Genomic DNA, 13,635 nt, shown 5'->3' with positions numbered 1-13,635 from the left:
TCAGACCCCGACCATGGCAGCGCCGATCACACCCGCCGAATTGCCCAGCCTGTTGCGCAGCACGGGGGTGTGGAACTCATCGTTGAAGACCATGCGCTGCAGCCGAAGAGCGCCCTCCTCATACAGTTCATCCATGCTGGCAAGCCCCCCGCCGATGACGATCACATCCGGGTCCAGCACGGCGACCACATTGGCGACCGCGCCGGCAAATTGGCTGAGAAATCGGTCCAGCAATTCGACGGCCGCGCCATCGCCATGGCGCGCCATTTCAACGATGCGGGCCGCATCGGCAGACTTCCCGGTGGACTGCTGGTAGCGGGCCTCCAGCGCGGTTCCGCTCAGGTAGCGCTCGACACATCCCTGGCGGCCGCAGTAGCAGGCAGGCCCGTCCGGATCAATGGACATATGGCCCCATTCACCGGCGATGCCATGGCGCCCGCCCCACAAACGATCATTCACCACGATGCCTGCACCCACCCCCGTGCCGAGCACCAGCCCGAGCACGCAACCGTGCCCGCTGCCTGCGCCATGACGGGCTTCGGCCATCGCGAAGCAGTTGGCATCGTTTTCCATGTTGAAGGGGCGGCCCAGCCGCTGGCGCAGATCCGCGTGCAGAGGATGGCCGTTCAGCTCGGTTGCATTGCAATTTTTCAGCAAACCGGTGGTTTTCGAAATGGACCCAGGGGTGCAGATTCCCAATGTCGTTTCTGCCCCCAAAACCACAGTGGCCAATTGGCAGTGCATTTCAATAATGCGCTGCAGCACCTGAAGATAGCCATCGCTGGCCCGGGTCTCCATTCGGATTCGCCGACATTCTCGATATTGATGGTCGAGTACGATGCCTTCGATTTTCGTCCCGCCCAGATCGATCCCGATATGGAATCTTTCCTTCGAATTTTCCTTATCCGCGTCCATGCGAAAGATACCCCCCATCCATTTGATTCTTGCGTTCGACGCTGTGGCACGCATGCGCAGCTTCAACAAAGCGGCAGACGAGCTGAATATTTCCCACAGTTCCGTCAGCCATCGGATTCGTGAACTGGAGCGATTGCTGGGCAATAGCCTGTTCACACGAACGACCCGCTCGGTCGCAATGACCCCTGAAGGCGAGTATTTGCACCAGCAGATGAAAGACGCATTGGAGACGCTTGAGGAGGCCTTCTCCGGCTTCACACAGGAGCGAAGCGTGATCCGGATCAGCGTGTTGCCTTCTTTTGCGCGCTTTCGGCTGGTTCCAGCCCTCACCGAATTCCAGCGCCTGCACCCGGCCGTCTCCATCGAGGTGTCGCCAACGACATGCAAGGTGGACGTCGATCAGGGAGAGGCAGACATTGCCATCCGGTTCGCCAAAGCCCGCCCCCAGGCCCACCATTGCGAACCGCTGCTGGAGGACGAGTGGTTTCCAGTGGCAGCTCCCGCCTATCTGAAACGGTGCGATGCACCCGGCATCGAGGCTCTGTTCAAACGCGCGGTGTTCCTGTCCCATAGCAGGCAGCCCTGGGAACCCTGGCTGAAGAAGGCCGGCATACAGATTTCGCCGGCGCAGCGCACGCTGACCTATTCCGACACAGGCTTCATGCTGGATGCAGCCCTCAATCTGCAAGGGATCGCACTGGGTCGGCGTTCTCTGGTGAAAGGCCTTCTGCAAAACGGCAGTTTGGTGCGGATCTCCGACATCGCCATTCCGTCGGAGCAAGCTTATTTCCTGCTCGCATCGGAGCGGGCCCTGATCTCTCGCCACGGCAGCACGGTGATCCATTGGATCCGTGCCTTGGTGCAAGACGGCTAATGAACGATGGTGAGCACGATGCCGATCAACACACCTGAAATCGCCAGCATTTTTTGGCGGATGAATCGCTCTGCAAAGAACAGCGCGCTCAAGGCGAACACCATGATGAGATTGGTGCGCCGAAGCACCGATATCACCGAGATCAGCGCACCCTCGGCCTGCACGGCCGTGAGATAAATGAACTCGGCCAATACGTATGCGGCAGCAATCGCAGGGACCGCCCAATTTCGGGACAGCAGGCTTCGGCATTCCATGGCCCCAAAAACCCAAGGCAATAAAAGCAGCGCCATGCCGCCACGCTGAATGGCCGAGTACGCCTGGACGGCGGCCAGATCCAAATGCAGGGTTGCCAGAATGTGCTTGTCGTAAAGGGCGTTGGCCGAAGACAGCAACGTGGCCGCGAGCATGCAAAACACCCACCCGTTGCGCTGAAACCGGATGCCCTCTTTTTGCCCGATCAGGGAGAACAGATAGTAGGAACCCATGGAGACAGCGAGCCCCATCCATTGCCACCAGTTGAGTTGCTCGGACAGGAAAACGATGGCGCCTACCGCCGTCCAAAGCGGCCCGGAAGCGCGCACGCCCGCGGAGATCGATAACGGCAAGGATTTGACCGAGTAATACGAAAGAATCCACGTGACCACCATCATTGCCGATTTGGGCAGCAACGCCAGCTGCTCGGCCCGGGTCAACGCTGCAGGGTGCAAGCCCAGGGGCTGCAGTGTGTCGGCCCAGGCAGCCGGAAGGAAAAAGAAAGGGGCCCAGATCAGCGCCCCGAGAACGGACGACCACAGCACCACCTCCAGGACCGTTTTTTCCCTGAGGGCGAGTTTGGTCAAAAAGTCGTAGGTTCCCAGCACCAACCCGGCCAGCAGGCCCAAGGCAATCCATGTCATGTTCGGGCATCAAAGTGCGAGAAAGCCGCCGTCCACGGGAACCACTGCGCCCGTCAAAAATGATGCCTGGGGACTGCTGAGCCAAAGCACGGCTTGTGCGACCTCATGCGACTCGCCGACGCGCTTCATGGGCAGGCGCTCGGCCCATCCCTCCAGCCCGCCGGAGACAGCACTGGAGCGGGCCAGCATCTCCGTGGAGATCGGCCCGGGGGACACGGCATTCACGCGCACGCCATAAGGCGCCGCCTCGACTGCGGCCGCCTTCGTCAGCGCAAGCGCTGCATGTTTGGAAGCGGTGTACGCGCCCGTGCCTTCCAGAATCGTGCGATGGGCATGCACGGAAAGGTTGTTGACGATGCAGCCCGAGCGCCGCTCGTACATCGGTCTGAGCAAATGCTTCATGCACAGCATGAGCCCGGTGCAATTGGTGCGCATCACTGCTTCAAACGCATCGATGTCTTGGTCCACGATGGCCGATGCCGTTCCAACGCCCGCATTGAGGAAGGCGATATCCACCACGCCAAGACGGCGCTCGACTTCGTCCATCAGGTTCATCACGTCGTTCTCGCTGCCGACATCGCAGGCCACCGCGAAGCCGATGCCGCCGGCGTCCAGAATCATCTTGGCGGTCTCAGCGCAAGAAGACACCGTGCGGCCCGCGATGGCCACCTGGGCGCCCTGCTTGGCGAAAGCAAGCGCCGTCGCCCTCCCGATGCCCGTGCCTCCGCCTGTCACCAGCACCACCCTGTCCTTGAAAGCGTTCATGGGGTCCAACCTGACAACGAGTTCAGCAACGATGCGATGGCCCGGGCCAGCACGCCATCCTGGGCAGACGCGGCACCGCTGATTCCGAGTCCGCCCACCAAGGTTCCTCCCACCAGCAGCGGAACACCGCCTTCCAGGGGCAGGACGTCGGCCAGGGCGAGATAGGCCGTCTTGCCCTGTTCCAGCGCCTGCTGCATCGCGGCGGTGTCCCTGCGGAAATAAACCGCTGTCCGCGCCTTCGCAATCGACGCGTCGATCGATCCCAGAAAGGCATCGTCCGCACGGGCAAACGCCAGAAGGTGTCCCGAGCTGTCCACTGCCGCCGCCGAAACGGCCAGGCCTTCGTCCAGGCCTGTGATCAGCGCGCTCTGCACCAATTGCTGCGCCTGACTGGCGCTCAGCCGCGAAAGACCGGTTTCAGGCATCTGCATGCGCCATCTCCTCGGCAGCAATGCGGATGGCATCGGCGTCCACATCATTTACAAAGCGGCATGCGCCGATCCCGTCGGGCAGTGGCAGTCGCTGCCGGCCATCGCGATGACGCATCGTGTCGGCCAGCGCCTCCTGCAGCAGGCCGGGCTGCTCGAAAAAGCGATGCCGCAAAGGCAATTGCATGGACTTCATGACACGCACGACCCGACGTACATCCTGGTCTGCAAGGAGCCCTCTCGCCCGTGCCAGGCGGCAAGAAAACAGCACATCCAAAGCGACAGCCTCGCCATGCAGCAATTCTGGCAGCGCTTTCATCTCGATCAGCGGAGCAAACGAGTGTCCGAAATCGACGCATCGGTCCAGCGTGAGCTCCCACAGGTTGGGAGCCAACTCTTCCAGCATGCCCTCCACCGCCAGACCGATGACCTCTGGAGCGACGATCGCATCCTGAAAGCGGGTCAGCAGCAGCATCTCGGAGTGCCGCTCCAGCAGGTCGAACAACCGAGGGCTCTTGATCACCGCGAGCTTGAGCAACTCTCCCATCCCATTGGAGAGCTCGCGGGACTCCACCGTCGACAAAAAGCTGCGATCCAGCAAGGCAACGGTAGGCGCATGGTATGAACCCAGGCGGTTGCGACGATCCATTGCATTCACGGCGGTCTTGATACCGACCGCGGCATCCCACAGCGCCATCGCGTTGGTAGGAACCTTGACGTAGGGAATTCCTCGCCGATACAGCCCCGCCGCGAAACCGACGAGGTCCAGCAACACACCACCGCCAATGGCAACCACGGGCTCAGAACGGCGCAGCACCCCTGCCGATTCGAGGTGGCGAGCGATTGTCATGGCCATATCCAGGTCTTTCGTTTCTTCCGAAACGGAAAGGCTCAGGATGGAAACGTCTACTCCATGGTGAGCATAGTAGGCGCGCATCTCTTCGCCATAAAGTTGGTCCACGTGCGCATCGATCACGAGGGCTTGGCGCAAACCAGGCTGTGCCCTGCCGCAGGTGATCAATTCGAGGGCATCGAGCCTGAAGATGCCATCGATCTGTCGCACTTCGTATGAAACCTCCTGTGTCGCGTGCACCCTCCAGCCATGCGCCTCGAAACGGTTCAGCGCGCCCATGCTCGCCGGCCATATCACCCGATCGTTCATCCATGCCCTCCCTTTTTTGTAGGGGGCCAAGCGTATTGCGAAGCGACGCCGGCATTGCTGAACGTTTCGCGAGCTTTCTACGGCTTGGTTGATGAATCCTTCGCAAAGGTATGGGAGCGGCTCAAAGCCCAGGCAGGCTTCCTGGCGTGCCCTTTGCCCGCATGAGGCCATAGAGCGCTCCAGCGGCTACTGAATCAGAAACGGTGAACGCAGGTGCAAAGGAAAAATGGAGAGGTGGGCTTTGGGGCTGTGAGATCCCGCAAAGCCCATGCAGCCAGTGCATGCTGCAAGACAAAGAAAAAACGGGCTACCGCTTTTGGCGATAGCCCGTTGATTTTTTTATAAATGGTCGGCGTGGCGGGATTCGAACTCGCGACCCCTTGCACCCCATGCAAGTGCGCTACCAGGCTGCGCTACACGCCGACAAGACTTAGATTATATGCACAAAAAACTCAGTTCAAGGAAAGCAGCGCACGAATTTCAAATAATTCCCGCCGCAGGATCTGTGTATCCAAAAGCGCAATCGAGGACAAAGTCGCCGATGGGCTCGACAAGTCGGCCCCATGTGACGCTTGCAGAGCAAAAGAGGAGCTGCCATCCAACTCCGGCGACAACGAATCGCCCTCTTGCAGGCGATTGCGCGCTCCGCTGATCGTGAAGCCTTGCTCGTACAGAAGGTCCCGGATACGACGGATCATGAGCACCTCGTGGTGCTGGTAGTAGCGGCGATTTCCCCTGCGCTTCATGGGCCGAAGCTGCGTGAACTCCTGCTCCCAATAGCGCAGTACGTGCGGTTTGACGCCACAGAGCGCGGCCACCTCTCCAATGGTGAAATACCGTTTGGCCGGGATGGGAGGAAGCGGTGTGCCCATGGGACGCGGTTTCTAGCGAATAAACAAGCAGCGTACTGCAGCCGGAACAAAGGCGCCAGCCACTTCCGTTCAGTGGCAGGCGGGAAAGAGACAGCGCTTCAGCCAGCAGCGCCCGCGTTCTGGATCTGCTCCTTGAGCTTGCTGCTGGCATGGAAAGTCACGACACGGCGGGCCTGAATCGGAATCGCCTCGCCCGTGCGGGGATTTCGCCCCGGCCTCGGGGCTTTGGTACGGATCTGAAAGTTACCGAAGCCCGACAGCTTCACGTCTTGACCGTCCACCAGGCGCTGCGCAATCAGATCGAAAAAAGCATCGATCATGTCTTTCGATTCGCGTTTATTCAGACCAATGTGGTCGAACAGAAGGTCCGCCAGCTGCGCCTTCGTCAACGCAGGGGTTTCCAGGCTTTCTACCGCAAATTCCATCACGTCAGCGCTCCCGTTCAGCATCGGCATCACCGCAACCTCGCACCGGTACGGCTCGACAGTTGTTCGACCACCGACTGAATCGTCGCTTCGATTTCAGCATCCGTCAGCGTGGCGCCATCAGCCCCCAGCGTCAGGCGCACGGCCAAGCTCTTTTCACCGCTGGCGAGACCACCAACAGAGGCTTCGCCATCACGCAAAGGCTTGGGCCGGAACACATCAAACAGCACCGCCGCGCGAAGCCGTGTGGGAGGCACGGCAGCCTGAATGGCTGCCATCACATCGGCGTGCGTGATCCGCTCGGCAACCACTACGGCCAGATCCCGCTCTACCGCTTGATGCTTGGCCACTGCATGAAAATGAGGGACCTGCCGCTGCATGACCGCATCGAGTTCCAGCTCAAACATGACTGGGGCCTGGGGAAGCTCCCAGGACTGGCGCCACCGAGGATGCAGCTCTCCAATGAACCCAATGGCTTGGCCATTCAGCAGCACGCGGGCACAACGGCCAGGGTGCATGGCAGGGTGCGTTGCAGGCTCAAAAACGGGCTTCAGGGGAGCAAGCAGCGCCTCGACATCGCCTTTGGCATCGAAGAAATCCACCCCTTGCTCTTTGCGTCCCCATTGGAGGACGTCGGATGCGCCATATGCAAGTCCAGCCACGCGCATGGGCTGATGAAAACCTTCTACCGTGGTATCAGACTCCGCAACGGACGCATCGCGCAGAAAGACCCGGCCCAACTCGAAAACCCGCACGCGCGACGCCTTGCGATCCAGGTTGAACTTCAAGACCTGCAGCAAGGAGCCCAATAGCGAAGAGCGCATCACGCTCATCTGACTGGCAATGGGATTCAACAACCGGATGGGCTGTGGATTGCCCGCCAGTTCGTGCTCCCAATGCTCTTCCACAAAGCTGAAATTGATGGTTTCCTGGTATCCAAGCCCCGCCAATGCACGACGCACGGCAAAAGGCCCCCGACGCTCTTCGGCACGCAGCTTGGGCGTGATGGGCGCCAGCGGCGGCGTGGTAGGCAATTGCTGGTAGCCCACCATGCGAGCCACTTCCTCGATGATATCTTCCTCGATCGCGAGATCGAATCGATAGGGCGGCGGCAGCACCGTCAATGTGCCCTCGCCGGAAATCACCGGCAGTCCCAGGCGCTTCAGCGCATCGGCACACTGCTCTTGCGTCAATGGCATGCCGATCACCTTGACGGCCCTGGCAACGCGGAGCGTGACGGGCTTGGCTTCAGGCACGTTCGGACGCTGGTCGTCCATCGGCCCGCAAACGGTCTCAGGCGTGCCGCAGATGTCAATCACCAACTGGGTGATGCGCTCAATGTGTTCCACGGTCTGGCTCGGATCCACTCCACGTTCGAAACGATGTCCGGCATCGGTTGAGAAGTTATAGCGGCGCGAGCGGCCAGCCACGGCCTTGGGCCACCAGAAAGCCGCTTCGATGTAGATATGGCGGGTGTCGTTCGACACGGCCGTCGCATCTCCCCCCATGATGCCCGCCAACGATTCGACCTGGCTTGCATCCGCAATGACGCCCACCTTTTCATCGAGGGCGACGGTGTTGCCATTCAGCAATTTGAGTTCTTCGCCCGCACGCGCCCAACGCACATCCAGGGGGCCGTGAATTTTGTCCAGATCGAAAATGTGAGAGGGGCGGCCCAGCTCGAACATCACATAGTTGGAAATATCGACCAACGGGGAGACGCTTCGCTGCCCGCAACGTGCAAGCCGGTCCAGCATCCACTGCGGAGTCGCAGCCTGCGTGTTGATGTTGCGAACGATACGTCCCGAGAATCGCCCACACAGATCCGAGGCGCTGATCTTGACTGGCAAAACGTCGCCATGACCCACCGGTACCGCCGGAAACTGCAGCGGCTTCAGCGGCGCTCCAGTCAGGGCAGAGACTTCACGCGCGATGCCGTAAACGCTCAAGGCATGTGCCAGATTGGGCGTGAGCTTGAGGGTGAACAGGGTGTCGTCCAGGTTCAGATGAGTCCGAATGTCCTGCCCGAGCGGAGCATCGGCCGCCAATTCCAAAAGGCCTCCATGGTCTTCCGAGAGCTTCAACTCCCTGGCGGAGCACAGCATGCCCTGGCTTTCCACACCGCGAAGCTTGCCCACCTTGATCAAGAACGGTTTGCCATCCTCCCCGGGAGGCAACTCCGCACCGACAAGCGCGCAAGGCACTTTGATACCGACGCGTGCATTGGGCGCACCACACACGATGTTGAGCAAAGCACCCTGCCCCGTATCGACCTGGCAAACGCGCAGGCGATCAGCATTTGGATGCTGCACCGCCTCCTTGATTTCTCCCACCACGATCTTCGTGAAAGGAGGCGCCACAGGCTGCAGCTCTTCCACTTCGAGCCCTGCCATGGTCAGTGTCTCGGCCAATTCTTTGGTCGAAAGTGGAGGATTGCAGAACTCGCGCAGCCAGGATTCTGGAAATTGCATATTCAGTCTTCGGTGATTCTTGAGCGCAGCAGCCCTCGTTAGGTGGGCCGCCTGTGTGGAACGCGGCGTGCGGTTTACTGGAACTGCGAAAGAAAACGAATGTCGCCATCAAAGAAGAGGCGCAAATCATTGACCCCATAGCGCAGCATCGTCAGCCGGTCAGGCCCCATGCCGAACGCAAAGCCGATGTATTTTTCTGGATCGAGGCCCATGTTCCGGACCACGTTCGGATGCACCTGTCCGGAGCCCGCCACTTCAAGCCAACGCCCGGCCAAAGGGCCCGTCTGGAACTGGATGTCTATTTCGGCACTGGGCTCGGTGAAAGGGAAAAAGCTGGGCCGAAAGCGCAAGACCAAATCATCGCTTTCAAAGAAAGTACGGCAGAAGTCGGTGAAGACGACCTTCAGATCCTTGAAGCTCACGTTCTCGCCGATCCACAGGCCTTCGCATTGGTGGAACATGGGTGAGTGCGTGGCATCGCTGTCCACCCGGTATGTACGGCCCGGGGCAATGACGCGGATCTCCGGCATGGCCTGGCCCGAGTCGATCAAGGCGCGATGTTTTTTGACATGCTGAACGGCATGGCGGATCTGCATGGGGCTGGTATGGGTGCGCAACAAGTTCGGAGCGGTGGCTGTGCCGCCCTCGACATAGAACGTGTCGTGCATGGAGCGCGCCGGATGGTCTTCAGGCGTATTCAACGCCGTGAAATTGAACCAGTCGGACTCAATCTCGGGCCCCTCGGCCACGTCAAAACCCATCGAGCCGAAAATGCCCTCGATGCGCTCCAGGGTCAAGGACACGGGATGCAACCCACCTTGCCCCCGTTGACGACCGGGCAAGGTGACATCCAACGATTCCGCCTGCAATTGTGCTTCCAGCTCGGCATCTGCCAACGCTTTTCGGCTTGCGTTCAGGGACGCTTCAATGGCCTGCTTGGCAACATTGATGGCGGCACCGCGAGATTTCTTTTCCTCAACAGACAGCTGGGCCATGCCTTTCATGAGCTCGGTCACTCGCCCCGACTTGCCCAGAAACTGCGCCTTGGCATTTTCCAGATCGGCAGGGGTGACGGCTTGCGCGAACAGGTTCCGCGCGCTTTCGACCAGGGAGTCCAACTCGTTCATACCAGCTCTCATCGTCTCTTGGAAATGAACAAGGGCTAGTGCCTTTTCAAGCCCTAGCCCTTGCGTTTATTGCGCAAGCAGCTATCAATAAGATAGCTACCAGTCGTGAACTCAAGCAGCAGCCAGCTTGGCCTTGACTTGCTCCACGATGCTGCCGAAGGCAGCCTTGTCGTGCACCGCGAGGTCGGCCAGCATCTTGCGGTCGATCTCAATGGCAGCCTTCTTCAGGCCGTTCGTGAATTGGCTGTAGGTCAGACCCAATTCGCGCGAAGCGGCGTTGATACGGGCGATCCACAGTTGGCGGAACACGCGCTTCTTGGTGCGGCGGTCACGGTAGGCATACTGCCCAGCCTTCATTACCGCCTGTTTGGCGATACGGAAAACATTACCGCGGCGACCACGGAAACCCTTTGCAAGGGCCAGAACTTTCTTGTGACGGGCACGGGCCGTTACACCACGTTTGACGCGAGGCATGTGAGTACTCCTTGTTCGTCGTTGTTAAAGGCCAGCACCAGGCAGCATTTGTGCAATGGAGCCCATATTGGTCTCATGCACAGAAACTGCACCACGCAGATGGCGCTTATTCTTGGTGGTCTTCTTCGTCAAGATGTGACGCTTGAAGGCTTGACCGCGCTTGACGGTGCCACCGGGACGAACGCGGAAACGTTTTTTCGCGCTGCTCTTGGTCTTCATTTTGGGCATGTGAATGCTCCTTTTGTTTGTGCTCGCGAGGCGTTTGCGAACCGATCCGCAACCTTGTTGGCCCCGAGTCACTTTTTGACGGCAAGCCTTGGCCTGCCGTTCGGTGCCGCTTGCGCGGCCCCTATGCCCGAGCCAGCCTTGAGGCTGGCCCGGTCAATTCACTTAACCACTTGGCCCACCAGCCACCTCAAGCAGTGGTGGTAGCGCCTTCCGCTGCAGGTTTGCCAGCGGGCTTTTTCTTGCCCGGCGCGATCATCATGATCATTTGCCGGCCTTCGAGCTTGGGAAACTGCTCGATCAGGATGGTGTCACCCAAATCATCGCGAATGCGATTGAGCAAGGCCAAGCCCAATTCCTGATGGGTGATCTCCCGGCCGCGAAAGCGCAAGGTGATCTTGCATTTGTCACCCTCCGCCAGGAAGCGGCGAATGTTGCGCATTTTGATGTTGTAGTCACCATCATCCGTACCGGGACGGAATTTGATTTCCTTGATCTCGATGACCGTCTGCTTGGCCTTGGCCTCTGCCGCGCGTTTTTGCTCCTGATACTTGAACTTGCCATAGTCCATCAGGCGACACACGGGAGGGTTGGCCGTGGCGGCAATCTCCACCAAGTCCACATCCAGCTCGCCCGCCATGCGGAGGGCTTCCATGAGGCTCACGACCCCGAGCGGCTCGTTCTCAGGGCCAGAGAGGCGAACCTCAGGGGCCATGATTTCACGGTTCAGGCGGTGCTTGCGCTCTTCGCGCTGGCGACGATCACGAAATTCAGTAGCGATGGCTATTTTCCTTCAATCAAAATGCTACGGATAACGTAGCGAGTACCGCACAGCTCACGCGGGCTAAAGCCAAGTTTGACACCAAATCAAGCTTTAGAAGCGATGTCCTGGGCGATGAGCGCTACGAACGCTTCGAGGGACATCACACCGAGGTCTCGATTGCCCCGGGCGCGCACTGCGACAGCTCCTGCTGCCTTTTCTTTCTCACCGGCGACGATGATGTAAGGCAGCTTTTGCAACGAATGCTCTCGTATTTTATACGTAATCTTTTCGTTACGCAGGTCAAGCGCCACCCTAAGGTCTTGATTCGGCAGTGCTTTTTGAAGCTTTGCGGCGATTTCACGACAGTAATCGTCCTGTGCACCCGTGATGTTCAGCACGGCCACCTGCACTGGAGCCAACCAGACTGGCAACGCGCCTGCGTGCTGTTCGATCAGAATTCCGATGAAGCGTTCCAGGCTGCCAACGATGGCACGGTGCAAAACGATGGGGCGATGCCGGGCACCATCTTCTCCCACGTATTCGGCACCCAGCCGCTCAGGCATGGAAGGATCGACCTGAATGGTGCCGCATTGCCAGTGACGGCCAATAGCATCGCGCAAGGTGTACTCCAGCTTGGGGCCGTAGAAAGCGCCGTCACCAACGGCGATTTGATAGTCGCAACCAGAGGCTTTCAGGCTTTCAATCAGTGCACTCTCTGCCTTGTCCCAGCTTTCTTCGGAGCCGATGCGCTTTTCGGGACGCGTGGCGACTTTGTAGATGATGTCGGTGAAGCCGAAGTCTTTATAGACCTTTTGCAGCAGCGTCGTGAAGTTGATGCACTCCTGCTGGATCTGTTCTTCGGTGCAGAAGATGTGTCCATCATCCTGGGTGAACGCACGCACCCGCATGATTCCATGCAGGCCGCCCGTCGGCTCATTGCGATGGCACTGACCGAACTCGCCGAAGCGCAAAGGCAGATCGCGATAGCTCTTCACGCCTTGGTTGAAGATCAGGATGTGCCCAGGGCAGTTCATCGGTTTGAGCGCGTAGTCGTGCTTTTCGCTCTCCGTCGTGAACATGTTCTCGCGGTACTTGTCCCAGTGCCCCGTTTTTTCCCACAGGTGCTTGTCCAGGATTTGCGGGCCTTTCACCTCCTGATAGCCGTTGTCGCGATACACCTGACGCATGTACTGTTCGACGCCCTGCCAGATCGTCCAACCTTTGGGGTGCCAGAAAACGGTACCGGGCGAGTGCTCGTCGATGTGGAACAGGTCCAGCTCTCTGCCGAGGCGACGGTGATCGCGCTTCTCGGCCTCCTCGATGCGTTTGACATATGCATCCAAGTCTTTCTTGTCGGCCCACGCGGTACCGTAGACGCGTTGCAATTGCTCGTTCTTGGCATCGCCACGCCAGTACGCACCGGACACCCGGGTCAGCTTGAAGACCTTCAGGAATCGCGTGTTGGGTACGTGGGGGCCACGGCACATGTCCACGTACTCCTGGTGGTAGTACAGACCCATGGCCTTCTCTTCGGGCATGTCCTCCACAAGGCGCAGCTTGTAGTCTTCCCCACGCGCCTTGAACACCTCGATCACCTCGTCCCGCGGGGTCATCTTCTTGATCACGTCGTAGTCCTGCGCAATCAGCTCCTTCATGCGCTGCTCGATGGCAGCGATGTCGTCGGGCGTGAAGGGGCGCTCATAGGCGATGTCGTAGTAAAAGCCTTCGTCGATGACGGGGCCAATGACCATCCGGGCCGTCGGATAGAGTTGCTTCACGGCGTGGCCGACCAAGTGAGCGCAGGAGTGGCGGATGATCTCCACGCCTTCCTCATCGCGCGGCGTGATGATTTGCAGGCGGGCATCGTGGTCGATCACATCGCTGGCATCCACCAGGCGCCCATCCACTTTGCCTGCCACCGTCATCTTGGCCAGTCCTGGACCGATGGACTGGGCCACCTCTGCCACCGTCACCGGGCCAGGATATTCGCGTTGAGAATTGTCGGGGAGCGTGATCTGAATCATTGAAGAATCCTTGTCGAGGGGGTGGCGCGCGGTGCCACAAAGCAAAAAGCGCGGAACGAAGTCCGCGCTTTTGGAAGAAGAGTGCAAATCTGTGCAGGCGCGAACAGGCAGCCTTAAAGGCCGGTCAACATCTCCGTTGTAGTTCGCGGTGTCATAACCAGATGTGCCTTTCTCGCTCTTGTGCTGATGGGTGGTCGCGGAATTCTAACCTGCC

The 13,635-nt window shown here is 59.4% G+C and carries 14 protein-coding genes and 1 tRNA gene; 1 reads left to right on the top strand and 14 read right to left on the bottom strand.

What is annotated here, in order from left to right:
• Positions 1-969, bottom strand: coding sequence for an ROK family protein (locus R1Z03_RS08720; protein WP_317358753.1), 969 nt, complete (start codon positions 967-969; stop codon positions 1-3).
• On the opposite strand from R1Z03_RS08720, the gene R1Z03_RS08715 reads away from it, so the two are divergent.
• Complete coding sequence (locus tag R1Z03_RS08715; protein ID WP_317358751.1) at positions 968-1,789, top strand: LysR substrate-binding domain-containing protein; 822 nt, start codon at positions 968-970, stop codon at positions 1,787-1,789. The two genes, R1Z03_RS08720 and R1Z03_RS08715, sit on opposite strands and share 2 nt — an antisense overlap.
• Here the strand turns inward: R1Z03_RS08715 and R1Z03_RS08710 are convergent.
• The 13 genes from R1Z03_RS08710 to thrS form a co-directional block, all read right to left on the bottom strand.
• Positions 1,786-2,685, bottom strand: a complete 900-nt coding sequence (locus tag R1Z03_RS08710; protein ID WP_284430820.1) for a DMT family transporter — start codon at positions 2,683-2,685, stop codon at positions 1,786-1,788. The two genes, R1Z03_RS08715 and R1Z03_RS08710, sit on opposite strands and share 4 nt — an antisense overlap.
• Before the next feature lie 9 nt (positions 2,686-2,694).
• Positions 2,695-3,450 (bottom strand): SDR family NAD(P)-dependent oxidoreductase, encoded by a 756-nt coding sequence (locus R1Z03_RS08705; RefSeq protein WP_284430819.1) that lies wholly within the window; start codon positions 3,448-3,450, stop codon positions 2,695-2,697.
• Complete coding sequence (locus R1Z03_RS08700; protein ID WP_284430818.1) at positions 3,447-3,881, bottom strand: heme-binding protein; 435 nt, start codon at positions 3,879-3,881, stop codon at positions 3,447-3,449. Before R1Z03_RS08700 ends, R1Z03_RS08705 begins: the two co-directional genes overlap by 4 nt.
• Entirely contained in the window at positions 3,868-5,040 is a 1,173-nt protein-coding gene (locus tag R1Z03_RS08695; protein WP_317358746.1) for a sedoheptulose 7-phosphate cyclase, read from the bottom strand. The genes R1Z03_RS08700 and R1Z03_RS08695 overlap by 14 nt, the downstream gene beginning before the upstream one ends.
• Positions 5,041-5,386: 346 nt before the next feature.
• A tRNA-Pro gene (locus R1Z03_RS08690) sits at positions 5,387-5,463 on the bottom strand.
• Between the two features lie 29 nt (positions 5,464-5,492).
• A complete protein-coding gene (locus R1Z03_RS08685; protein ID WP_284430816.1) occupies positions 5,493-5,912 on the bottom strand; it encodes a MerR family transcriptional regulator in 420 nt (139 codons plus the stop codon).
• A gap of 98 nt (positions 5,913-6,010) precedes the next feature.
• Positions 6,011-6,367, bottom strand: a complete 357-nt coding sequence (locus R1Z03_RS08680; protein WP_317358743.1) for an integration host factor subunit alpha — start codon at positions 6,365-6,367, stop codon at positions 6,011-6,013.
• On the bottom strand, positions 6,367-8,808 hold the full coding sequence (gene pheT / locus R1Z03_RS08675; protein WP_317358741.1) for a phenylalanine--tRNA ligase subunit beta: 2,442 nt from the start codon (positions 8,806-8,808) through the stop codon (positions 6,367-6,369). Before pheT ends, R1Z03_RS08680 begins: the two co-directional genes overlap by 1 nt.
• A 74-nt stretch (positions 8,809-8,882) precedes the next feature.
• Entirely contained in the window at positions 8,883-9,935 is a 1,053-nt protein-coding gene (pheS, locus tag R1Z03_RS08670) for a phenylalanine--tRNA ligase subunit alpha (RefSeq protein WP_272563836.1), read from the bottom strand.
• A gap of 111 nt (positions 9,936-10,046) precedes the next feature.
• Complete coding sequence (gene rplT / locus R1Z03_RS08665) at positions 10,047-10,409, bottom strand: 50S ribosomal protein L20 (RefSeq protein WP_092745027.1); 363 nt, start codon at positions 10,407-10,409, stop codon at positions 10,047-10,049.
• A 24-nt stretch (positions 10,410-10,433) separates the two neighbouring features.
• A complete protein-coding gene (gene rpmI, locus R1Z03_RS08660) occupies positions 10,434-10,637 on the bottom strand; it encodes a 50S ribosomal protein L35 (protein WP_092745026.1) in 204 nt (67 codons plus the stop codon).
• 187 nt (positions 10,638-10,824) lie between these two features.
• Positions 10,825-11,421: a translation initiation factor IF-3 gene (gene infC / locus R1Z03_RS08655; RefSeq protein ID WP_284430952.1), complete on the bottom strand. Its 597-nt coding sequence runs from the start codon at positions 11,419-11,421 to the stop codon at positions 10,825-10,827.
• A gap of 80 nt (positions 11,422-11,501) precedes the next feature.
• Positions 11,502-13,421, bottom strand: coding sequence for a threonine--tRNA ligase (thrS, locus tag R1Z03_RS08650; RefSeq protein ID WP_317358736.1), 1,920 nt, complete (start codon positions 13,419-13,421; stop codon positions 11,502-11,504).
• Positions 13,422-13,635 lie beyond the last annotated feature (214 nt).

This window comes from Acidovorax sp. BLS4 (assembly GCF_032929295.1).
Lineage (GTDB): Bacteria > Pseudomonadota > Gammaproteobacteria > Burkholderiales > Burkholderiaceae_C > Paracidovorax.
This window is presented reverse-complemented; position numbering and strand designations above follow the sequence as displayed.

Excerpts from the sequence above, each read along its gene's own strand:
- R1Z03_RS08715 (WP_317358751.1), top strand. The coding sequence starts at position 968 with ATGCGCAGCTTCAACAAAGCGGCAGACGAGCTGAATATTTCCCACAGT.
- R1Z03_RS08720 (WP_317358753.1), bottom strand. The coding sequence starts at position 969 with ATGCGTGCCACAGCGTCGAACGCAAGAATCAAATGGATGGGGGGTATC.
- R1Z03_RS08710 (WP_284430820.1), bottom strand. The coding sequence starts at position 2,685 with ATGACATGGATTGCCTTGGGCCTGCTGGCCGGGTTGGTGCTGGGAACC.
- R1Z03_RS08705 (WP_284430819.1), bottom strand. The coding sequence starts at position 3,450 with ATGAACGCTTTCAAGGACAGGGTGGTGCTGGTGACAGGCGGAGGCACG.
- R1Z03_RS08700 (WP_284430818.1), bottom strand. The coding sequence starts at position 3,881 with ATGCAGATGCCTGAAACCGGTCTTTCGCGGCTGAGCGCCAGTCAGGCG.
- R1Z03_RS08695 (WP_317358746.1), bottom strand. The coding sequence starts at position 5,040 with ATGAACGATCGGGTGATATGGCCGGCGAGCATGGGCGCGCTGAACCGT.
- R1Z03_RS08685 (WP_284430816.1), bottom strand. The coding sequence starts at position 5,912 with ATGGGCACACCGCTTCCTCCCATCCCGGCCAAACGGTATTTCACCATT.
- R1Z03_RS08680 (WP_317358743.1), bottom strand. The coding sequence starts at position 6,367 with ATGCCGATGCTGAACGGGAGCGCTGACGTGATGGAATTTGCGGTAGAA.
- pheT (WP_317358741.1), bottom strand. The coding sequence starts at position 8,808 with ATGCAATTTCCAGAATCCTGGCTGCGCGAGTTCTGCAATCCTCCACTT.
- pheS (WP_272563836.1), bottom strand. The coding sequence starts at position 9,935 with ATGAACGAGTTGGACTCCCTGGTCGAAAGCGCGCGGAACCTGTTCGCG.
- rplT (WP_092745027.1), bottom strand. The coding sequence starts at position 10,409 with ATGCCTCGCGTCAAACGTGGTGTAACGGCCCGTGCCCGTCACAAGAAA.
- rpmI (WP_092745026.1), bottom strand. The coding sequence starts at position 10,637 with ATGCCCAAAATGAAGACCAAGAGCAGCGCGAAAAAACGTTTCCGCGTT.
- thrS (WP_317358736.1), bottom strand. The coding sequence starts at position 13,421 with ATGATTCAGATCACGCTCCCCGACAATTCTCAACGCGAATATCCTGGC.